26 protein-coding genes and 2 tRNA genes are annotated in these 18,719 nt (G+C 61.5%); 15 read left to right on the top strand and 13 right to left on the bottom strand.

The window, feature by feature from the left end; all coding sequences use genetic code 11:
* Positions 1-107 precede the first annotated feature (107 nt).
* The 7 genes from K320_RS0106385 to K320_RS0106355 all read left to right on the top strand — a co-directional run bounded on the left by K320_RS0106385 (position 108) and on the right by K320_RS0106355 (position 4,818).
* Entirely contained in the window at positions 108-545 is a 438-nt protein-coding gene (locus K320_RS0106385) for an NfeD family protein (protein ID WP_029695872.1), read from the top strand.
* Between the two features lie 32 nt (positions 546-577).
* Positions 578-1,501 (top strand): SPFH domain-containing protein, encoded by a 924-nt coding sequence (locus tag K320_RS0106380; RefSeq protein WP_024538005.1) that lies wholly within the window; start codon positions 578-580, stop codon positions 1,499-1,501.
* Positions 1,502-1,549: 48 nt separating this feature from the next.
* On the top strand, positions 1,550-2,116 hold the full coding sequence (gene pgsA / locus K320_RS0106375; protein WP_024538004.1) for a CDP-diacylglycerol--glycerol-3-phosphate 3-phosphatidyltransferase: 567 nt from the start codon (positions 1,550-1,552) through the stop codon (positions 2,114-2,116).
* Between the two features lie 106 nt (positions 2,117-2,222).
* A complete protein-coding gene (locus K320_RS0106370) occupies positions 2,223-2,618 on the top strand; it encodes an HU family DNA-binding protein (protein ID WP_281172616.1) in 396 nt (131 codons plus the stop codon).
* Positions 2,619-2,634: 16 nt separating this feature from the next.
* Positions 2,635-2,710: transfer RNA gene (locus K320_RS0106365), tRNA-Val, on the top strand.
* 62 nt (positions 2,711-2,772) lie between these two features.
* Positions 2,773-4,695 carry a SurA N-terminal domain-containing protein gene (locus tag K320_RS0106360; protein WP_024538002.1) on the top strand — a complete coding sequence of 641 codons (1,923 nt, stop codon included), beginning with the start codon at positions 2,773-2,775 and terminating at the stop codon, positions 4,693-4,695.
* A gap of 47 nt (positions 4,696-4,742) precedes the next feature.
* Positions 4,743-4,818: transfer RNA gene (locus tag K320_RS0106355), tRNA-His, on the top strand.
* 183 nt (positions 4,819-5,001) lie between these two features.
* Here K320_RS0106355 and K320_RS19000 read toward each other — a convergent pair.
* The 8 genes from K320_RS19000 to K320_RS0106320 form a co-directional block, all read right to left on the bottom strand.
* A complete protein-coding gene (locus tag K320_RS19000) occupies positions 5,002-5,295 on the bottom strand; it encodes a hypothetical protein (RefSeq protein ID WP_156913860.1) in 294 nt (97 codons plus the stop codon).
* A gap of 377 nt (positions 5,296-5,672) precedes the next feature.
* Positions 5,673-6,359, bottom strand: a complete 687-nt coding sequence (locus K320_RS0106340) for a hypothetical protein (protein WP_024538001.1) — start codon at positions 6,357-6,359, stop codon at positions 5,673-5,675.
* A 158-nt stretch (positions 6,360-6,517) separates the two neighbouring features.
* Positions 6,518-8,836 carry an AAA family ATPase gene (locus tag K320_RS18355; RefSeq protein WP_051384847.1) on the bottom strand — a complete coding sequence of 773 codons (2,319 nt, stop codon included), beginning with the start codon at positions 8,834-8,836 and terminating at the stop codon, positions 6,518-6,520.
* The gene (locus K320_RS18995; RefSeq protein WP_156913858.1) at positions 8,836-9,201 is read right to left on the bottom strand and encodes a hypothetical protein; all 366 of its coding nucleotides are present in this window, start codon (positions 9,199-9,201) and stop codon (positions 8,836-8,838) included. Before K320_RS18995 ends, K320_RS18355 begins: the two co-directional genes overlap by 1 nt.
* Position 9,202: 1 nt before the next feature.
* Positions 9,203-9,436 (bottom strand): hypothetical protein, encoded by a 234-nt coding sequence (locus K320_RS0106325; RefSeq protein WP_024537998.1) that lies wholly within the window; start codon positions 9,434-9,436, stop codon positions 9,203-9,205.
* 163 nt (positions 9,437-9,599) lie between these two features.
* Positions 9,600-10,481 carry a hypothetical protein gene (locus K320_RS18990; protein WP_156913856.1) on the bottom strand — a complete coding sequence of 294 codons (882 nt, stop codon included), beginning with the start codon at positions 10,479-10,481 and terminating at the stop codon, positions 9,600-9,602.
* Between the two features lie 467 nt (positions 10,482-10,948).
* Positions 10,949-11,605 (bottom strand): hypothetical protein, encoded by a 657-nt coding sequence (locus tag K320_RS18985; RefSeq protein ID WP_156913854.1) that lies wholly within the window; start codon positions 11,603-11,605, stop codon positions 10,949-10,951.
* The gene (locus K320_RS0106320) at positions 11,602-12,957 is read right to left on the bottom strand and encodes a tyrosine-type recombinase/integrase (RefSeq protein WP_029695869.1); all 1,356 of its coding nucleotides are present in this window, start codon (positions 12,955-12,957) and stop codon (positions 11,602-11,604) included. Before K320_RS0106320 ends, K320_RS18985 begins: the two co-directional genes overlap by 4 nt.
* Before the next feature lie 945 nt (positions 12,958-13,902).
* Here K320_RS0106320 and K320_RS0106315 point away from each other — a divergent pair.
* The 3 genes from K320_RS0106315 to K320_RS0106300 all read left to right on the top strand — a co-directional run bounded on the left by K320_RS0106315 (position 13,903) and on the right by K320_RS0106300 (position 14,760).
* Positions 13,903-14,181: a BrnT family toxin gene (locus tag K320_RS0106315; protein WP_024537996.1), complete on the top strand. Its 279-nt coding sequence runs from the start codon at positions 13,903-13,905 to the stop codon at positions 14,179-14,181.
* Complete coding sequence (locus tag K320_RS0106310) at positions 14,156-14,434, top strand: BrnA antitoxin family protein (RefSeq protein WP_024537995.1); 279 nt, start codon at positions 14,156-14,158, stop codon at positions 14,432-14,434. Before K320_RS0106315 ends, K320_RS0106310 begins: the two co-directional genes overlap by 26 nt.
* Positions 14,435-14,496: 62 nt before the next feature.
* The gene (locus K320_RS0106300; protein WP_211236095.1) at positions 14,497-14,760 is read left to right on the top strand and encodes a BrnA antitoxin family protein; all 264 of its coding nucleotides are present in this window, start codon (positions 14,497-14,499) and stop codon (positions 14,758-14,760) included.
* 75 nt (positions 14,761-14,835) lie between these two features.
* Here K320_RS0106300 and K320_RS0106295 read toward each other — a convergent pair whose 3' ends face one another.
* On the bottom strand, positions 14,836-15,189 hold the full coding sequence (locus K320_RS0106295; protein ID WP_051384846.1) for a BrnA antitoxin family protein: 354 nt from the start codon (positions 15,187-15,189) through the stop codon (positions 14,836-14,838).
* Positions 15,173-15,442, bottom strand: a complete 270-nt coding sequence (locus tag K320_RS0106290; RefSeq protein WP_024537992.1) for a BrnT family toxin — start codon at positions 15,440-15,442, stop codon at positions 15,173-15,175. The genes K320_RS0106295 and K320_RS0106290 overlap by 17 nt, the downstream gene beginning before the upstream one ends.
* 198 nt (positions 15,443-15,640) lie before the next feature.
* On the opposite strand from K320_RS0106290, the gene K320_RS19460 reads away from it, so the two are divergent.
* Together K320_RS19460 and K320_RS18045 are read left to right on the top strand one after the other, a co-directional pair.
* Complete coding sequence (locus K320_RS19460) at positions 15,641-15,790, top strand: hypothetical protein (RefSeq protein WP_245593830.1); 150 nt, start codon at positions 15,641-15,643, stop codon at positions 15,788-15,790.
* On the top strand, positions 15,791-16,354 hold the full coding sequence (locus K320_RS18045; RefSeq protein WP_051384845.1) for a type II toxin-antitoxin system HipA family toxin: 564 nt from the start codon (positions 15,791-15,793) through the stop codon (positions 16,352-16,354).
* 195 nt (positions 16,355-16,549) lie between these two features.
* On the opposite strand, the gene K320_RS0106280 is transcribed toward K320_RS18045, so the two are convergent.
* Positions 16,550-16,813, bottom strand: coding sequence for a helix-turn-helix domain-containing protein (locus K320_RS0106280; RefSeq protein ID WP_024537991.1), 264 nt, complete (start codon positions 16,811-16,813; stop codon positions 16,550-16,552).
* A gap of 240 nt (positions 16,814-17,053) precedes the next feature.
* On the opposite strand from K320_RS0106280, the gene K320_RS19620 reads away from it, so the two are divergent.
* On the top strand, positions 17,054-17,176 hold the full coding sequence (locus K320_RS19620; protein WP_281172609.1) for a hypothetical protein: 123 nt from the start codon (positions 17,054-17,056) through the stop codon (positions 17,174-17,176).
* Between the two features lie 202 nt (positions 17,177-17,378).
* On the opposite strand, the gene K320_RS0106270 is transcribed toward K320_RS19620, so the two are convergent.
* Positions 17,379-17,768 (bottom strand): type II toxin-antitoxin system HicB family antitoxin, encoded by a 390-nt coding sequence (locus K320_RS0106270; protein WP_024537990.1) that lies wholly within the window; start codon positions 17,766-17,768, stop codon positions 17,379-17,381.
* Between the two features lie 29 nt (positions 17,769-17,797).
* Positions 17,798-17,980 (bottom strand): type II toxin-antitoxin system HicA family toxin, encoded by a 183-nt coding sequence (locus K320_RS0106265; protein ID WP_024537989.1) that lies wholly within the window; start codon positions 17,978-17,980, stop codon positions 17,798-17,800.
* A gap of 99 nt (positions 17,981-18,079) precedes the next feature.
* Between K320_RS0106265 and K320_RS0106260 the strand changes: the two genes are divergently transcribed.
* Together K320_RS0106260 and K320_RS0106255 are read left to right on the top strand one after the other, a co-directional pair.
* Positions 18,080-18,451 carry a BrnT family toxin gene (locus tag K320_RS0106260; protein WP_245593829.1) on the top strand — a complete coding sequence of 124 codons (372 nt, stop codon included), beginning with the start codon at positions 18,080-18,082 and terminating at the stop codon, positions 18,449-18,451.
* Positions 18,429-18,686, top strand: coding sequence for a BrnA antitoxin family protein (locus tag K320_RS0106255; protein WP_024537987.1), 258 nt, complete (start codon positions 18,429-18,431; stop codon positions 18,684-18,686). The genes K320_RS0106260 and K320_RS0106255 overlap by 23 nt, the downstream gene beginning before the upstream one ends.
* Positions 18,687-18,719 lie beyond the last annotated feature (33 nt).

Raw genomic sequence — 18,719 nt, 5'->3', positions numbered from 1 at the left:
GCGCGAAGTGTATGAAAAATCGGCGGGCCTCGGAGATCATCGGCTGTTTGACCCACAATCGAGCGGCGCAAACGGCGTTGCCCGTCAAGCAATGAAAGGGAGTGTCCATGGATTTGGGTGCATCCACCCTGTGGTGGCTGGCGACGGCGGTGGCAGTGGTGATTGAACTGCTCAGCGGAACGTTTTACCTGCTGATGCTGGCCATTGGCCTGGCTGCGGGCGCCATCGCTGCCCACCTTGGATTGTCCGGGGTTGGGCAGATCGTGGTATGCGCCGTGGTGGGTGCGGGGGCGGTGTTCGCGGCATACTGGGCCAAGCGCCGCCGCCCCGGCGACCTGTCCGCGCGGGCGGACCGCAGCGTCAATCTGGATGTCGGAGAAACCATCCAGATAAACGAATGGGCTGCGGACGGAACGGCCATGGTGAAATACCGCGGCGCCAACTGGACGGCGATACACCGCGAGGGGGCCGTTCCCGTGGCAGGCCCGCACAGGGTGGTGGAACTGGTGGGCAGCCGCCTGCTGGTGGAATCGCTCAAGGCCTGAATGAACGCAACAAGGGAAGAGAGGAACCAGTCATGTACGTCGCCATCGCCATTTTTGTCATTGCCGTCATCTTCATCGTCCGCGCCGTCAAGATCGTGCCGCAGCAGAACGCGTGGGTCATAGAACGGTTGGGGAAATACGCCGGCACGCTTGCCCCGGGACCGAAATTCATCATTCCTTTCGTTGACAAGGTGGCCTACAAGCACAGCCTCAAGGAGATCCCGCTGGATGTGCCCAGCCAGGTCTGCATCACGCGTGACAACACGCAGCTGCAGGTGGACGGGGTGCTGTATTTTCAGGTGACCGACCCGATGCGTGCCAGCTATGGGTCGAGCAATTACGTCGTGGCCATCACCCAGCTCGCGCAGACCACGCTGCGCAGCGTGATCGGCAAGCTGGAACTGGACAAGACCTTCGAGGAGCGCGACATCATCAATGGGCAGGTGGTGGCCGCGATCGACGAGGCGGCGCTCAACTGGGGCGTGAAGGTGCTGCGCTACGAGATCAAGGACCTCACGCCGCCAGCGGAAATCCTGCGGGCCATGCAGGCCCAGATCACCGCGGAGCGCGAAAAGCGCGCGGTGATCGCCACGTCCGAAGGCAAGCGCCAGGAGGAGATCAATCTCGCGGACGGACAGAAGCAGGCGGCCATCGCCAAGTCGGAAGGCGAAAAGCAATCGCAGATCAACAATGCCGAAGGCGAGGCCGCCGCCATCATGGCCGTCGCCACGGCCACCGCCGAAGCGATCGGACAGGTGGCGGCAGCCATTCGCCAGCCGGGCGGGGAGCAGGCGGTGCAGCTCAAGGTGGCGGAAAAGGCGGTGGATGCCTATGGCCGCCTTGCCACGGATGCCACGACGACGCTGGTCGTGCCGAGCAACATGACCGAAGTCTCCGCCTTGATCACGTCGGCCATGAAGATGATCCAGACCGGGCAGCGCCCGGGCGGGGCCTGACACCGTTCGCACCAGAGGCCATTCACCGCAGGCTATTGCACCAGGCCTATGTTTCTGACCATTCCAACGCTCCTGACGTGGGCGCGCATCGTTGCAATTCCCTTGATCGTCGGGGTGTTCTACATGCCGCTGAGCGGCGCCGAACGCAATCTGGCGGCAACGGTGCTGTTCGTGGTGTTTGCGGCAACCGATTGGCTCGATGGCTACCTGGCACGCAAGCTGAACCAGTCTTCCGCCTTTGGCGCCTTTCTGGATCCGGTGGCTGACAAGTTCCTGGTCAGCGCCTCGCTGCTGGTGCTGGTGCACCTCGGGCGTGTGGATGTGTTTGTCGCGCTGATCATCATTGGCCGGGAGATCGCCATCAGCGCCCTGCGCGAGTGGATGGCCCATATCGGCGCCAGCAGCAGCGTGGCCGTGCACATGCTGGGCAAGCTCAAGACCACCGTGCAGATGCTGGCGATACCCTTGCTGCTGTACGACGGGCGTCTGTTTGGAGTGCTTGATACGGGCGTCTGGGGCACGTGGCTGATCTGGCTCGCGGCGGTGCTGACCGTATGGTCGATGGTGTACTACCTGCAGCGCGCGCTGCCGGAAATCCGCGCGCGCACGCGATGAAGCAGGTGTCGCGCAAGTGTGCGGAAAGGAGAAAAAATGCGACTAGAATTCGCGCGGCCGTGCATCGGGATGGGACGGATTGACACCTGAAATCACCACGGCTTTAATGGGGCGGCTGCCAGGCGCAGTTGCCCTTGTGCCGTGCAAGTGCCGCGAGCGGTTTCGCGGCAAATTGCAGCCACTGCACAGAACACGACATTTCATTTCTTCTATCCATGAGAGGCACCTTGTGAACAAGACCGAACTGATCGAGCACATTGCAAACCACGCTGACATCTCCAAGGCTGCCGCCACGCGCGCGCTGGAGTCGACCATTGACGCAGTCAAGAAGACGCTGAAAAAAGGCGGCACGGTCTCGCTCGTCGGTTTTGGCACTTTTGCAGTGGGCAAGCGCGCGGCGCGCACCGGTCGCAACCCCCGCACGGGCGCAACGATTAAAATCAAGGCCGCGAAAGTGCCGAAGTTCCGTCCCGGCAAGGCGTTGAAGGATGCCTTGAATTGATGGACGATTGATGAAGGGGTGCTTAGCTCAGTTGGTAGAGCGGCGCCTTTACACGGCGTAGGTCGGCGGTTCGAGACCGTCAGCACCCACCATTCACGACGCGAAGGCGAACCTGGGTTCGCCTTTTGTTTTGCTGCCGTTAAGAGACCAGTTCATGTTTGAAGCCATCCGCAAGCACTCCAAGATCGTCATGGGGGTGCTGTTTCTGCTGATCATCCCTTCCTTTGTGCTCTTCGGCATTGATGGCAACTATTTTTCCGAAAAAAGCCCGACGGTCGCGAGCGTGGACGGGAAAGCCATCACGCAGACCGATTGGGACAATGCCCACAGGGAGCAGGCCGATCGCCTGCGCGCCCAGCAGCCGGGAATGGACAGCAGGCTGCTGGATTCGCCACAGGCACGCTATGCCACGCTTGAGCGCCTGGTGCGCGACCGCGTGCTGGCTACCGCGGCGCAGCGCCTGCATCTGATGGTCAGCGATGCCCAGCTGGCGCGCGAGTTGCAGAATATTCCGGCCATCGCGCAGCTGCGCAAGCCGGATGGCAGCCTGGATACGCAGGCCTATCGCGCCCTCGTGGGCGCGCAGGGCTTGACGCCGGAAGGTTTTGAGGCGCAGATGCGCAACGATCTTGCTGTGGCGCAGGTGATGGGCGGAGTGGTTTCCACCGCTTTTGCCACGCCGGCCGAAAGCAACCTGGGCATGGATGCCTTGCTGCAGCGCCGTGAAATTCAGGTGGCGCGCTTCGATGCGGCCAGCTATGCATCCAAGGTCACGGTCAATGAGGCAGATCTGCAGGCGTTCTACCAGGCCCATCCGGAACTCTTTCGTCAGACCGAAGAAGCGTCGATCGAATATGTCGTGCTCGACATCGACGCCATCAAGCAAGGGCTGACCGTCAGCGAAGACGATCTGCGCACCTACTACAAGGAAAACCAGGATCGCCTGGGTACCAAGGAAGAGCGGCGCGCAAGCCATATCCTCATCAACGCACCCAAGGATGCGCCTGCCGCCGAGCGGGAAAAAGCCAGGAAGAAGGCCGACGAACTGCTGGCGCAGGTGCGCAAGGACCCGGCCAGCTTTGCCGAGGTGGCGAAGAAGAATTCGCAGGATCCGGGCTCGGCCGCGCAGGGCGGAGACTTGGGCTTTTTTACCCGTGACGCCATGGTCAAGCCGTTTGAAGAAGCAGTGTTTTCCATGAAAAAGGGCGACATCAGCGACGTGGTGGACACCGATTTCGGCTACCACATCATCATGCTGACGGACATCAAGCCCTCCAAGATTCCGAGTTTTGATGAGCTGCGTCCCAAGCTGGAAGCCGAGCTGCGCCAGCAGCAGGCGCAGCGCAAGTTTGCCGAAGTGGCCGAAACCTTCTCCAACATCGTGTACGAACAGCCCGACAGCCTGCAGCCGGTGGCCGAAAAGCTCAAGCTCAAGATCCAGACCGCCACCGGCGTCGCGCGAACGCCCAACCCGGGCGCCGAAGGCGTGCTTGCGAACCCACGCTTTCTGGACGCTCTTTTCTCGCCAGAATCGCTGCAGACCAAGCGCAACACCGAAGCGGTTGAAGTGGGGAGCAATGAAATGGCCGCAGGCCGAATCACCGCCTACCAGCCGGCCGAGACCTTGCCCTTCGACAAGGCCAAGGACCGCGTGCGCAGTGCCTATGTGGCGCAGAAATCGGCTGAAATGGCCCAGGCGGATGGCGCCGCCAAGCTGGCTGCCTGGCAGCAGGCGCCAGCCAGCGCCACCGGCCTTGCACCGGCCATCACGGTTTCAAGAGACCAGGCGCAGCAGCAGCCCCCGCGTTTGCTGGATGCTGTTCTGCGCGCCCCTGCGGACAAGCTCCCGGCCTGGATTGGGGTTGATCTGGGAGCACAGGGCTATGCCGTCGTGAAGCTGGAGCGCATCGTGCCCCGGGAAGCGGAAGGCGAGGCCCAGCAAAAGGCGCTGCAGCAGCAATACGCCCAAGCCTGGACTCAGGCTGAAGCCCTTGCATACTACGACCTGCTCAAGCAGCGCTACAAGGCGCAAATCAAGGTGCCGCGGCCTTCTGCCGATCCGACGGAACAGGAGTGACGCTGCGCTATCGCGCCCACAATTGCCAGATATAATCGTCGGCTACGGTGGCTGTAGCTCAGTTGGTAGAGTCCAGGATTGTGATTCCTGTTGTCGTGGGTTCGAGCCCCATCAGCCACCCCAGACTACATAAAGAAACCCCGCTATGCAAACGCTAGCGGGGTTTGTCTTTTTCCAAGTCGTGTAGCCACCATGTAGCCAACGGTGCAGGGTTTTGTGTCGTGTAGCGGGCATGTAGCCACCCAGCACCAGAAAAAGAAAAGCCCCGCAGCGGGGGCTTGCATGGGGGTGTTGCTCAAATGCGCGTTATCGGCAACCCGGCAGCGTTACCAGTTCCATAACCTCGCACGCCTGCACGTCAAAGGTCAGGCTCGCCGGGTCAGCAGCAGCGCACGCTTTGCGCAGTCTGGCCTTAGCCGATGCTTCGGCCTTGCGTGCATCATCGAATGCTCGGGATGCCATCGCGTACTGTGGGTGTCGCCAGTCAGGCACGCGCCGGGCAACCTCGATACGGGCCAGCCGTGCGCGATTCCATGCCAGCGCAGCAGTGGCCACGGCTTCAAGTAGTGCGGTTTGATTCATTGGTGCGGTGTCTTTCACTTCGCTTTTTCATGGTAGTAGGGCAGCAGCGCCTTTGCCGCGTTCATCCGTAGGCGCAGCGGTGCCCTCTCATGGTTCACCAGCGCCAAAAGCCACCGCCGCGGGTCGTCGACCACGGGCAAGCCCTCAATCAGCCTCGAGCGGTTGCGCGAACCCAGCGGCCTTCCAGCACCAGGACGACGGCCACCCCAGCCCGAGCTACTCGTTTTGCGTGGGCGGGTCATCTTGATTGTTTTCGGCGGGCGATATTTTTTGCGCGTGCGGAACCGGGCGGTATCCAGTCGAAGGGGCTCTAGACTTTTTGCCGTACCCCCCTAGTGCCCCTGCACAGCGAACCATGCAGGGGCAGTGCCGCCTTACGGATACGCTCCCGTGCCTCAATCGGCCAGGATTCCCACGTCAGCAGATTTCGCCAAAGCCTTCACCGCAGCATCACGCGTGCGGCGTGCGGCGACATGGGCGGCCTGCTCGGCTGCCTCGGTCGGTATCTGTTTCGTGCGCGTGTACTCGCCAGCCTCGCGCAACCACGCGGGCGCATATCCACCGTCCGGGCTGCTGGTGTCAAAGTACTCCACGCCACGCGGCATGAAAGCCATAGGCGGCAGGTGCGTGCTGCTGTAGCCCGCTTGCTCGATGGCTTCGCGGTATTGCCGCTCGGCACAGTTCGCGGCGTGCAGTTCCTCGACTGCCTTGATGATGCGTGCCACCAAGGCCACATGCTCGGAAACGGCGGCGCGGCAGACATGGTGCGAATGCTCGCCACGGATGCGCGTTACCTCGGCGCGCTGGTGTTCGATGGCGCGGCGAAGGGTTGCAATCCTGCGCGCGGTATCCGCGATGCGCTTGCCCAAATCGTCGTGAACGGCAGCACCGGATAGCAGCTCGTCGGCCAGCGCGATAGGGTCGCCCGCCTCATTCTGCGGTTTGGAATCGCGCGCAGTCCGCTTGGCGTCCAACTCGGTTGCCACCTGCTGCTCGCCAGCAAGCGCGCTCATGTAGCCCCCAAGTTTGGCGATGGCTTCGCGGTAGTCGGCCTGGGTGTCGATGTTTTGCAGTTCGGTCATGGTTTGTCTTTCGTCGATTGATGATGTAAACGGGGTGGCGGTGCCCGGCCTTTCACGGCCCCTGCGGCTCACCCATCACAAAGCCCGCCCGGTGTTTTCGGTTCCAAAGAGAGCGCGCTGCGGGCGGTAAAAGTGCGGCGCGCTTTCCCCCATACCCCCTAGGCACTGCCCGCACTGCCCGCAGTAGGTGCGGCAGGTGCGACAGGTGCGGGTTCTTCATATGTGCCCGCACTGCCCGCAGTTGCAGGCGGCAGCCCGGCAAACTCGCGCCCCTTGCTGGTGACGCCCCATGCGTCGCGACCTTCTTGGTTTTCGTTCCAGCAGGCAGGTAATGCGCCATCTTTTGCGCGCGCGCTCCCCCCTATAACCCCCCGCGCAGTTTGCGCAGTTGGCGCAACTGCTGCGGCATCTGCGCAATCTTCAATAGTTCGCGCAGTTCGCGCAGTTGGCGCAAGCCCCGCAAATTGCCTGCCCTTGCTGGTGACGCCCCAGCGCTCGCGTGTCTTGCGTTGGCTGTCCCTGTAGCTGGTGCGCTCGATATGCCCGGCGCGTTCAGCACGGCGTAGCAAATCAAACACTTCGCGTGGTTTGCGCTTGGGGTATGTCGATTCATGCGCCAGCAGGCGGGCGGCGTTGCTGGGTGACGTGGTGCCCGGTGCGATGTACTCGCCACGCTCGGAAAATTCCGCTATCAGCTTCAGCAGTGCCTTGCTATCCACGTTGTCGGCAATGTGCGCAACAACCCCGGTTGCAGGTGTGTCCACTTCGGGCAGGCCACCATGCGGCCAGTGCAGCGTGAGCGGCGCGGCCAATGGCCCTAGGTTGCTTTTCTGGTGTTCCAGGCTCAGGGTGCCATCCTCAGCGCGGGCCATGAATAGGCGGCTTCGCACGCTGTTATTCCAGGCCGTTGAACCACTGTAGCCCTCGCCGCCTTCGGCTTTGCGCGTGCGGCTTGTGCTCTTATCCACGTGTGCCAGCAGCAGCACGGCGCAATCCTCAGCACGCGCGATTTCTGCCAGGCAGCGAATGAAGGCGCGCACTTGCTGGCGCTGGATTTCGTCGCCCGCGTAGGCGTCCGATGCGTTATCAATCACCAGCAACGCGGCCCTCTTCACAAGCTCGCGCAGTTCGGCATAGCTGGGCGTGGTGTGCCCTTGTTCGCGGCGCTCAGCGGTGAATAGTTCCGGGTGGCTTGTGCCATCGGCTATCACAAGATTTTGCGCCAGGGTGTGCGGCGCAATGCCCCATTGCTGGCAGATAAACGCCAGGCGGTGGCGTACCACGTCCGCGCCATCTTCCAGCGAAGCAAACACCACGCGGCCCTGTTCGGTTTCATGCCCGAAAAGCTCGCGCCCTGTTGCCACAGCAGCGGCCAGCATCAATGCAATGGTGCTTTTACCAGTGCCCCCATGCGCGCCCAGCAACGCCACTTGCTGGCGCGGCAGGTACTGCCCCCATACAAAGCGCGGCGGGGCGCTCGGGTGGCTCAGCACCCCGGCAACGTCAACCACGGGCAGCAGCGGCGCGGGCCTGGGCGGCTCGCTGGCACGTTCCAGCAAATCGGCCAGCACGTCGGCACCTTCACGCTGTGCGTAGTCGTTGCAATCGAAGTTTTGCGGCTCGCCTTCGGGCATGGTTGCCACCTTGCAATCAAGCTCAGCGGCGATGCGTAGCGCGTCGGCTTCCTTGCCCACGTCAGGCACCAGCACCAGCCGGGCGGCGGTGTCCCCTTTGCGAATAGCGCGCGCCACGGTGCCCACGTTGCCCCAGCCAAAGCAGCAGACGGCAGCGTGTCCGGTTGCCTGCCAGCAGGCCCATGCTTGCCCGATACCCTCACACAAGTACGTCGGCTCCCCGGCCTCGGGTGTGCCCACGGTGAACCGAGCCCCGGCCATCGGTGCGCCGGGCAGGTTCATCTTTGGGCCGCTTGCGGGTATCAGTTGCAGACTTTGCAACGTGCCGTCTGCGGCATAGGCGGGAATCACCAAAGACCCGGACATGCTCGCACCACGGATGCGCAGGGTGTCGCCTTCAGGCAGTACGCGCAGGCCAGCCAGCGGCGGGCCATCGATGCCCTTGCGCTTGCAGTACGGATGCGCTGGCGTAGCAGGCTCACAGCGCGCCCAAACCTCAGCAGGTGCCATGCCCTTGCGCGGTGTGCGCGGCGGCTGTGTGGCCTTCCTGGGGGCTTGCTGCGGGTGTTGCAGGGGTTTGCCTTCACCCATGCGCCAGCCGTGTTCAGCGGCCACGCGGTACAACGTGCCAGCGCCTACACCCCGGCCCGGTTTGAAACTGCGCCACGTGTCGCGGCAGGCTCGGGCATCGTAGTTTGTGGCCCCGGCACTCCAGGCGTCAAAGTCGGCAAACTCCAGCCCGGCGGCTTGGGCGGCCATGCCCGCACGCACCCAATCATCACGCGGCATGTCGGGCGGGATGGCTTGCAGTGCTTCGCGTGCGCGGTCGATATCTGCGGCCATCAGACTGCACCCCCATTCATTGCCAGGGCTTGCGCGGTGTATTTGCCATCCAGACGGTAAAGGGCAATCACGCGGTCGGGGCTGTGCTCGGTAGGGCTCGGGATTTCAATGGTTTCCACCGGCCAGCCAAGTGCGCGCAGCGTGAAAATCACGGCTCCCAAGCGCCAGGACTGCGTGACATCCTCAAATTCCGGATGGTCAATCACGCGGCCATCCATCAGCATTCCCAGCGCCTTATCGGCAAGGGTTCCACGTTTGGGCCATGTCGGGCAAAATGGCGGCGGCGGCAGAAAGCTAAGTTGTTCGCCCTGAGCCCCGGTTGCTGTGAGAGGTGCCGGGGCTTGGCATTTTCGGGGGGCGTTCATGTCATACCCCCAGCACGGCACGGATGCCAGCAACAGGCCAGCCCAAGCGGCCATTGATGCGGACGGGGCGCAGGCCATCCGGGAAGGTTTCGGCGCAGGCCCAGCCCCGCAGGGTCTGCGGGCGGCGGTTCAGGTAGTGCGCGGCTTGCTCAGTCGGCACGCGGGGGCGGGTTTCCAGTTCCAGCGGGGGGAACTGCTGGGGCTCAGATACAGCGCTGTGATTCGTTGCTTGCATCGCAATTTGCTTTCAACCCAGCAGCACGGGCTAGGTATGGGCGAATTGCGACAACCCCGGATTTATCCGAATAACCCCAAGGTTCTGGAATCAAGCATTCATGCGGGTCTGCGGGCGATTTCCCTAAAAATCCAGGGTTCACCCCCGGGGTTCTGGCGGCGTTTCAATCGTTGTCGAGATAGTCGGCCTCGTAGGTTTTCCATGCCTCTAACCAGTCTCGTAGCTGTGGCTTGGTTTGGAACCTTGCGCGAATGCTGTTCTGCTTCGCGTGTCCATTGCGCACCAGCGCGGCACCGATAAGAACGGGGTTCCAATGGTGTTCCCTAATCCCTTGTTGCCCACGTATCGCAATGCAGCTATCTAGCCACTTTGGCGGGCTTCCTAAATTGTCTTTCCACGCCCTTTCATTCCATCCTCGCAGGCCATCAAATGCGAATGCAACATGACCGGTTGCCACCGGCGACGGGGTCATTTCTGGCGCATTGCTGGCGCTGCCTGTCACCACGGGCGCAGGCGCTGCGGCCTGGGGCTCGGAACCGACTTGAACCGGCAGCTTTGAACCGAAGTGCAGCAATGCAAGCTCGCCCGCCTCAATTGCTTTTTCTAGCAGGCGTCGCCATTGTTGGTGGGCATCGGCACTCACCAGCCAGCGCGGGGCGATTTCGGCGGCGCGGTTTTGCGCTAGGTGCGGCGTTGCTTGCACAACTGCGGCGGCCATCGGTTCGGGTGCGCTGTCCATTGCGGCGCGCTCGATGGCGCACAAAAGCGCCTCCACTTGAACGAACTTGAAACGCTCGATAGGCGGCTGTGCGACAACCTCTAGCCCTTGCTTTGCGGCCCATTCAGTCAGCTTTGGCACCGATAGCAGATGGCTCCCAAACTCTCTATCCGCTAGGTCAGGATGAAACAGAATGGGGTTTGGCAGCGGCGCAGGCTGGGCGGGTGCCTTGCCGATGTGCCTAAGCAGAATTTCATGCTCGGCAGCGGCATCAATTTCATCCTCGTCCGGCTCCCAAGTGCCGGTAGTTTCGTTGTATGTCGGCAAAGTGGCACTCCTTCAAGTGCGGCCCTCAAAAGGTGCCCCAGCAGGTCGGTGAAGGTGTCCGACTTTTCAGCAGGATTGCGGCCCTGCCTAGCTGGGGCGTAACGGTTACGCGAGGCGTTTTGAAAGCGCCTGAAAAAGTAGGCGCGCTCCACTTTCGCGGGAATGGGACGCCACCCATTCGCCGTCATCCAGGATTTGGAAGTCCACGCGGTCAAGAGGCTGGAAACCGTCCCGCTTAGCAACAGTTCGCCATAGCTGATATCCGTTGGATTGGGCCAACAATACGTGATTCAAAGTTGCAGACGGCTCGTAATGTTCGCCCAGCGCTTGGGGGGTTGATACAGTAGCAACAGCCATTTTCAAAGCTCCGTTTTGACGATGGTCAGGGGCCGCTCTGGTGTTTCCGCACCTTGCGGCCCCGTCTTTTGCCCCGGTCTTGCCGCGCCGGGGCTTCGCGGTAAATCAGTTCACGGCGCGCAGCTTGCCCGGCTCTTTGAGATGGCATTCTTTGCGGCTTCATATCGGCATGCTGCAACTTGCCAGTCGGCTACATCGCCACAAACCACGGCAGCAGGCGGGCGCAACAAAACCGCCTCCCGCTCGCTACGGCCATCATGAAGTAGCGCAACGTCAGCCTTATTGATTTCGGCTCGCAGCACCATCGGGGAACCGTTGAGGTCGGCAAAGCGCATGGCAAACCAGCAGGCGGTGTCTCTGTCCCATGTCCACGAATAACCGCGTACTGCATCGCGCTGCGATAGGTAGGACGTGCCCCGCCATAACGTCAGGCGCTCTGGCATGTCTGCGGGCTTGGGGAAGTCGGCATATCGAAACATCGCCGCCAGCGTGCGGCGGGTTTTGGCGGCTCGAATGACGTGCCGATGGTCATGGTCCCAAACGCTGGAAAAGTAAGCTCGGAAGGCTTCGCGCTTTACTCGCCCACGCCACATCATCAAAGCGACTGTGCCGCGATTGTGATTTTCAAGGACGATTGAAAGGCTGGAAGCGGCCTCAATATCGCCGTCAAAGGCAGCTTGTGCGCTTTCTGCAATGGCTGGATTAGTGCCCTCGACACGCAAAATTTCTTGAACGGCATAAGCGCGTTCAAACTCATAGACGCTCATTTATCACCCCCGACAATGCGCAGCTTGCCCGGTTCGGCCTGGGGCTGAAACTCAATCCCGGCCTGTTCCAGTATCCACACTTCCAGCTTTTCATGGTGCACGCGCAGCAGGTCAAGCGGACGCACGCGGTAATGCTTCTCAGCGGTGGCGCTGGGCTTGTGCCCCTGAATCTGCGCAACAACCCCGGCGGGCAGTTCCAGCCACTCGGACAGACTGCCGAAACTGCGGCGCAGGCCGTGCAGCGTGAGCCCCTGCAGGCCAGCTACGGCGCATGCCTTGGTGTGCGCCACGTTGGGCTTGTGCAGCGGCTCGCCACGGGTGCCAGCGAAAACGTAGAGGCCATGGCGCGGCAGGCTCGCCAGCAGGTGGTGAACGTAGGGCGTGAGCGGGATGATGCGGTGCCCGTCTTGCCCGCCCTTGCTTTCGTCCTTGTCGCGGATGGTCAGCCCCTGCCACTGCGTATCCACGTCGTCCCATTTCAGGGTCAGCAACTCGCCCGGCCTTGCGCCAGTCAGCAGCAGGCATTGCAGGTAGGTCGATATGGCCGGGTGGTTGATGGCACTCACGGCGGCGAACCATGCGGGTAGTTGTTCTTTCAGCAGCGCGTCACGCTTGGGCTTGGGCAGCGGCAGAGATTCACGGGCTAGGCGGGTGTGTGCGGGGTTCTTGTCCCCCACCACGTCGGCAAACTGCGCTTGTTCGCTGCACCAGTTCAGGAAGGCGTGTAACAGGCTCAGGGCCAGCCGGGCGCGGGTAGGGCGGCGCGTAGCTTCATCGCTGGCCCATGCCTGCACGGCCTCGGGCGTCACGTCCGCCAGGCGCATCGATGCGAAGTGCGCCAGCGGGCCGGGTTCGGTAGTGCCCTTGCCGCGCTTCTTGGGCTCGCCCCCTGGGGCCATCATGCCTGCATGGTCGCGCTGGTGCAGCTCGCCCCAATGCGGGCGGCGTGCCTTGCAATAGGTGGCCCATGCCTCGCCTACAGTGACGGCCTGGGCGGCGTCTGCGGCCTTTTGCGCTGCTTGGGCGGCCCGTTGTTGGCGCTCAATCTCTCTCGGGTCTCGCCCGTTGTCCAGTACCACGGCAAGGCGTCGGGCTTCGGTGCGGGCCTGTTCGATGTTCCACAGCTTCACGTCCCCGATGGTGCGGCGAATGGTTTGCCGGTTCAGCTTGGCCTCATAGACAAACGATTTCGCACCGGCAGCGGTTACACGCACGCGCAGGCCTGGGGCTTCGCTGTCGCGCATGAATGCCTGTTGCTTGTCAGCCGGACAGGTCAGGCGCTCGATTGCCCCAGCGGTCAGATTTATCCGGTCGGACAGGTCGGGAGCTTCGCTTTTCTTCGGTCGCGCCATGCTGATTGCTCCGGGTTGGTGGTTCATGTAGCCACCATGTAGCCAGAATTACCCAATTTTAGGGAATATCAATCAACACTAAAACTGTTTTTATATCCAGTATATATGTTGTAATGTATTGATTTATATGGATTCTATCGGCGCCAATCAACGCGGGCAAATGCTACTCTGAAAGGATTGTGATTCCTGTTGTCGTGGGTTCGAGCCCCATCAGCCACCCCATAAATGCTAAGTCTGCTGCTACATAGTTTGTAGCCGTGGGAAATTTAAAGGCCTCCGTGGGAAATCGCGGGGGCTTTTTTCATAGAGACTTCCGCTTGGAAACCCGGCTGCGCTCGTACACGCGGGTGGTTGTTGCCGGGTCGGTTTGCCGCCGATGGGGTGGTAGCGGTAGGTGATGGTCTTGCCGTTGCGCCACGGCCGCGCTTCCATGAGCGGCAGCAAGCCCTGGGCGCTGGCGCGTTCGCGCTTGGGTGGCATTTCAAGTGCCCCAGTTCAATCAGTTGTTGGTAGCAGTCTGGTCCTGGCGTTCGTTAGGATCCAGGCGACGCAGCATATCGTGCGTGATGTGTTTCCAATGTGTCGTCGATGACGCTCCACCAGTGAATGCCGATTTCCTCGATCTGGCTTAACACATCGAAGGCGGTGATCGGGTTGGAGGTTGGTTCGATTGTTCCAGCGCTGGACTGCTGAGGGGCGGAAGCAATCGTCTGGCTCCCTTCAGCCTGGATTGCCGGTGCGGGTGCGAGTGTTGTGGAGTCTGTTTCCTTGTGAGAAGGGTTGCGGGTCAAGAGATCACACGGTTGGCGCCGTGTGGGTTCGGACGTCGGGCTGGCAGTTGACGCTGCCAGTCCGAAGTTTTTTTGGCTGAGGGCCTGTCAAATCACACAGATTCGTACATACGATTTGCTTGCCTTGATCCCTGATCGTATGCACAATTAACCCGTGCTGATCGAATTCGATCCTGTCAAGAACGAGAGAAACATCGCCGGTCGCAGACTGTCGTTCGAGCGGGCGGCCGAGTTTGATTTCAGCAGCGCCATCGTTGGTGTGGATGACCGCAAGGTCTACCCGGAGGTGCGTTATGTGGCTGCTGGCTACCTGGACCAGCGCTTGCACATGCTCTGCTTCACTCCGATCGAAGGTGGCATTCGTGTGATCAGCTTTCGCAGGGCGAACAGCCGGGAGGTCAAGGCATATGAGCAAGCGCGCACCACTGATTGATGCGGACGGCGAGGTTCGCGAACTCACGGCAGAGGACTTGGCCAAGTTCCGGCCTGCCCATGAGGTGCTGCCGTTGGCGCTGCAGGAGACGCTGGGTATCCGTCGGCGCGGCCCGCAAAAGACACCCACCAAAGTGTCAACCACGATCCGGTTGTCTCCGGAGGTGGTCGAGTTCTTCCGCAGCACCGGGGAGGGCTGGCAGTCGCGCATGGATGGCGTGCTGCGCAAGTACGTGGCGCAGCATTCGCGTTGAGTGGAGACTTGCATCACGCCCAGCCTCCGGCGATGAGGTTGCGCAGGATGGCGGGGCTCTCGATGAAATCTTCGGCGTCGCGCTTCTCCATGTGCTCCAGCACGGTCAACCCCGAATGGAGCGCACCCGAAGTGGCCCGCGCACTGCGGGCTGATCAATTGCCCGCGCCGCTGCGCGCCAAACTGGGCGGACGTCCCAAGGCGGCGGCCACCAAGGAAGCCGTCAAGTTGCGCCTTGATCCCGACTTGCTGGTCGTGCTGCGCGCCACCGGTGACGGCTGGCAAACCCGCGTCAACCGCATCCTGCGCGAGCGGTTTGCGCTGTAACCATCGCCGTCGGCAATCCATTCCCGCATCGCTTCGGTTTGAATAGCTCCCTGCGCTTGCCAGTTGACGATTGGATCAAGACATTGCCTTGAGACGACCGGCCTTGATGTCCGCGCGCAAGAGGTCGTTCACCTTGGTGTGCCACCCTCGCCCAGAAGCGCGCAGGGCATCCAGAACGTCAGGATCAAGGCGAAGGTTCACCTTCTCTTTGGTTTGCTCGGCAACACTGCCAACAGGCCGCCCGCGACCGCGTTTGAGCGCCGCAACAACCTGTTGGCCGAGCGCTTCAGGCGCGGGCTTGGCCTTGGCGAAGAACTCGGCACCGAGTTCGGGGGTGTCAGGGTCTTGAGCGATCCCGGCGTTGATGGCTTGATCTTCTGCTTCGGTGGGTACGTGGAGCTTGCGCCCCGACTTAGATGTGATTTGCATAGCGGCGAACCTCACGATTGTTTGCCCTACGCAGGCTGATGATTCGAACGGAAGTCTCGCGCAGGTTGAAGACCATCACGTACACGCGCTCACCAACCAAGCCAACGGCGGTGAAGCGGATTTCACCGTAGGCGTGGCGGTTGTCCACTTCGACCAAGGCAGTTTCCCACTCGAAGTCTTGGGCCGCCGCGAAAAACACGCCATGTTTGGCCACGTTGGCTGCTTGCTTGGCGAGATCGAATGTGTAGCGCACGGTTTAAATTGTAGAGGCAATTTAATCCGGTATCAATGATTATTTTGTGGTGGCGAAAAATACCCATTCAAGGCGGGCTCCAGGAATTTTTGCCGTAAAGGCAACGCTGAACAAGTCCCTGGCGCGCGGCGCATCCCTGGCTTGGGCGGTCTGCGTCGTTGCAAATGCTCGCCATGGCTGCGGCCATGTCTGGCCGGCGTGCAGCACCCCCGGCAGGTGTTCTTCCTCGCGCTGGAGGACACCGCGCCCGACGCCTGGGGCGAGCGCGTGATCCGGCGCGCCCATGCGAAGCTGCGGCAGGAAGACCGCGGCACGCCTGTACTGGACCCCGCGGATTTCGTGATGTAGGTGGATGACGAGGCGCGCATCCCTTACGTGTCGGCCGCGACGGTGCTCCAGTCCGATGGTCGCGATGCGACGCATGCCCACACCGAACTGGTGGATGCGCTGCTTCAGTCGGGCGCCGATCCGATCGCCGACATCCATGAGCTGTGGCGCCGGCTGGTCTTCAACTTCCTGATCTGCAATACCGACGACCACCTGCGCAACACCGGCCTCCTGTACGACGCGCGCCGGCGCGGCTGGCGCCTGTCGCCGGCCTTCGACCTGAACCCGATGCCGGGCGACCATCGGGAGAGCAAGACCTGGCTCACCGAGGACACAGGCGCCGTCGACAGCCGGGACATGCTGATGGCCGCCGCGTCGTACTTCAGGCTGGATGCTGCGCAAGCGCAGGCGATTTGGAGCGAAGTGGCCCAGGCCGTGGCGGGCTGGCGCGCAGTGGCTCGGGGGGTGGGCATGCGCGGCACCGACATGCTGGACTTCGAGCCGGCCTTTGCCCAAGAGGGCGGCTTTGGGGCGGCGGGCGATCCGCCCGCGCAACACCAATGCACGAGAAGTCAAGAGCCGTGATGAATATAAATTGATAGCTTTCAGCGCTTGATGGGTGGGCGTTTGCGGTAGATTTTGCTTGAAAACGCTGCCACCAGCACATGACGATCCAGCAGGGCGATCCAAGACGGGTCTCGATCATGCCGGCCGTCGGTGGCCGAACGGTTCTCAGTTCAACCTGCAGCAGCTTGATGGATGCCTGCATGGCGGCGGCGCCTATTCGTCATCGTCGTCGGCAAAGCGCTGGCGCATTTCCTCCAGCGTGGGCAAGGCCAGCTTTTCCAGCCGCAGCGTGTAGCCCATGCTGTGCAAAACGTCCAGCAAGGCACTGGTGGTGACATCGCCGCCGCCCTCCAGCCGGTGCAGCAAGTCGCGGCTGCGCCCCGCCTGGGCGGCTACCCGGGTGGCTTTCAGGCCCGCATCCTGGCGGGCGCTGCGGACGGCCAAACCCAAGTCGGCAGTGGTGCGGATGGGAAGCATCTGGCCTATAAATGTCTCGATTATAAGATGATTATTGCTAAATTCAAGAAAAATGTCCTTCATGAAGGACAGGTTGAAGTTTTGAACATAGCGCTGTCCGGTGACTGCTTTTTCATTTTATTTGACTTGTTCTGACACGATCAGAAAGACGCAATCCCGGATTAGTCAATTCAATATTCCGAATCAGACATAGATAAAATCCAAAATGGGCGACCCCTCGATTCAACCTGAACGCACTACATGACTGCTGAACGACAGCATTACCCGCGCTTCTCCGCACAGTTGGGGCGGCGGGTTCAGATTGTGGTGGGGCCTGACCAGCAGCCCGAGGCGGCTGGCATGGTCGAGGTGGTGTTTTCCTGAAATTGAAGTTGCGGAGCCTGTCCTGATTTATTTTTGTGTATGAGGCATAGCCTGACGATCAGGAGCCTGTATGCCTTGCGTAGCAGATCGCGCGCCTTCACGCCTCCATCGCACCATGCGGCGAGCCAGGGGCAGCTTGAAAAAGCGGACAACTACGTTGACAGATACCGCCTGAAAAAACCAATTTTTCAGGGCCGACCAATCAGGCTAGAGCCATCTCACGCTCTGCTGCCATGGCAAGGAAGGCTGAACGAGACTGCCCGCGGCGGCGCGCTGCTTCATCGATGCGGCCGACGAGAGATTCCGGAAGGCTGATATTCACCCGAACCGCGCGCGAGCGAACCTTGTTCAGATCGATATCCACCAGGAGCCAGAACCCGCCCCGGTAGTCTTTGTTCTTTGCCCAGGCTTCCGGAGAGCTGGGGGCGGGGATCGGATCGCCATCGGCCCCGAAATGGGCTTCTGCAGCCTCTTGAGCTGCCGCGGGAAGGTCTTTGAGCTCATCCGCTGCGGTGAAGCAGCCGGGGAAATCCGGAAAGATTGCCCCATAGGCCGAGCCTTGGTCTTTGTGAACGTAGATGGGATAGAGCACTTGGTTTTCCTTTCTCAAAAGGCTCCTTCTCAGCGGAGCCCGGCTTGCTTGAGGATGCTGCGCACGGTGGGCAGCGGCAGGTCTTTCTTCGGGTGTGGCACGGTGACCTTGCCCGGTTTCGTCGGGTGCTTGAACTGATGGTGCGAACCAACGGTATGCACAAGCACCCATCCATCCGCCTTGATTCGCTTGATGAGCGCTGCACTATCCATGTGTGTAGTCTTGCACAATTACACAAAATTGCGCAATAACTATTTGATCGTCTTTGCAAGCAGCGCGTAGCAGCGTACAAGCGGGCATGGAAAGACAATATGGATGTCCTATCGGTTCAGCGCACTCGAAATCCTACGGCTCTCAACCGCCTCAGCAGAAAATTGGATACCGGTTCATGGGGGTACAATAACCAAGTGGAAATCAGCTACGATGCAGCCAAAAGCGAGCGCAATGTGGCGATGCGCGGTATTGCGTTCGATGCGGCGGCGCAGTTCGACTTCCAGGGTGCCGTGTATGTGGCGGACAACCGCCGCGACTACGGCGAAGTGCGCTGGCGCGCGCTGGGCCCGCTGGCCGGGCGCGTGCATGCGCTGGTCTTCACGGAAACGGCCCGGGGCGTGCGGGTCATCAGCCTGCGCAAGGCCAATGCGCGAGAGGTCAAAAGGTATGAACAAGCAACCCAAGCCTGAACGAGTCGATGCGGACAACCCCGAATGGAGCGCGCCCGAAGTGGCCCACGCACTGCGGGCTGATCAATTGCCCGCGCCGCTGCGCGCCAAACTGGGCGGACGTCCCAAGGCGGCGGCCACCAAGGAAGCCGTCAAGTTGCGCCTTGATCCCGACTTGCTGGTCGTGCTGCGCGCCACCGGTGACGGCTGGCAAACCCGCGTCAACCGCATCCTGCGCGAGCGGTTTGCGCTGTAGCCATCGCCGTCGGCAATCCATTCCCGCATCGCT

Source organism: Comamonas badia DSM 17552 (assembly GCF_000484635.1).
Classification (GTDB): Bacteria; Pseudomonadota; Gammaproteobacteria; order Burkholderiales; family Burkholderiaceae_C; genus Comamonas_C; species Comamonas_C badia.
This window is presented reverse-complemented; position numbering and strand designations above follow the sequence as displayed.

Bases quoted from the DNA above. Each gene is read 5' to 3' on its own strand.
- K320_RS0106385 (WP_029695872.1), top strand. From the start codon at position 108: ATGGATTTGGGTGCATCCACCCTGTGGTGGCTGGCGACGGCGGTGGCA.
- K320_RS0106380 (WP_024538005.1), top strand. From the start codon at position 578: ATGTACGTCGCCATCGCCATTTTTGTCATTGCCGTCATCTTCATCGTC.
- pgsA (WP_024538004.1), top strand. From the start codon at position 1,550: ATGTTTCTGACCATTCCAACGCTCCTGACGTGGGCGCGCATCGTTGCA.
- K320_RS0106370 (WP_281172616.1), top strand. From the start codon at position 2,223: ATGGGGCGGCTGCCAGGCGCAGTTGCCCTTGTGCCGTGCAAGTGCCGC.
- K320_RS0106360 (WP_024538002.1), top strand. From the start codon at position 2,773: ATGTTTGAAGCCATCCGCAAGCACTCCAAGATCGTCATGGGGGTGCTG.
- K320_RS0106340 (WP_024538001.1), bottom strand. From the start codon at position 6,359: ATGACCGAACTGCAAAACATCGACACCCAGGCCGACTACCGCGAAGCC.
- K320_RS18355 (WP_051384847.1), bottom strand. From the start codon at position 8,836: ATGGCCGCAGATATCGACCGCGCACGCGAAGCACTGCAAGCCATCCCG.
- K320_RS18995 (WP_156913858.1), bottom strand. From the start codon at position 9,201: ATGAACGCCCCCCGAAAATGCCAAGCCCCGGCACCTCTCACAGCAACC.
- K320_RS0106325 (WP_024537998.1), bottom strand. From the start codon at position 9,436: ATGCAAGCAACGAATCACAGCGCTGTATCTGAGCCCCAGCAGTTCCCC.
- K320_RS18985 (WP_156913854.1), bottom strand. From the start codon at position 11,605: ATGAGCGTCTATGAGTTTGAACGCGCTTATGCCGTTCAAGAAATTTTG.
- K320_RS0106320 (WP_029695869.1), bottom strand. From the start codon at position 12,957: ATGGCGCGACCGAAGAAAAGCGAAGCTCCCGACCTGTCCGACCGGATA.
- K320_RS0106310 (WP_024537995.1), top strand. From the start codon at position 14,156: ATGAGCAAGCGCGCACCACTGATTGATGCGGACGGCGAGGTTCGCGAA.
- K320_RS0106300 (WP_211236095.1), top strand. From the start codon at position 14,497: ATGAAATCTTCGGCGTCGCGCTTCTCCATGTGCTCCAGCACGGTCAAC.
- K320_RS0106295 (WP_051384846.1), bottom strand. From the start codon at position 15,189: ATGCAAATCACATCTAAGTCGGGGCGCAAGCTCCACGTACCCACCGAA.
- K320_RS0106280 (WP_024537991.1), bottom strand. From the start codon at position 16,813: ATGCTTCCCATCCGCACCACTGCCGACTTGGGTTTGGCCGTCCGCAGC.
- K320_RS19620 (WP_281172609.1), top strand. From the start codon at position 17,054: ATGACTGCTGAACGACAGCATTACCCGCGCTTCTCCGCACAGTTGGGG.
- K320_RS0106265 (WP_024537989.1), bottom strand. From the start codon at position 17,980: ATGGATAGTGCAGCGCTCATCAAGCGAATCAAGGCGGATGGATGGGTG.
- K320_RS0106260 (WP_245593829.1), top strand. From the start codon at position 18,080: ATGGATGTCCTATCGGTTCAGCGCACTCGAAATCCTACGGCTCTCAAC.
- K320_RS0106255 (WP_024537987.1), top strand. From the start codon at position 18,429: ATGAACAAGCAACCCAAGCCTGAACGAGTCGATGCGGACAACCCCGAA.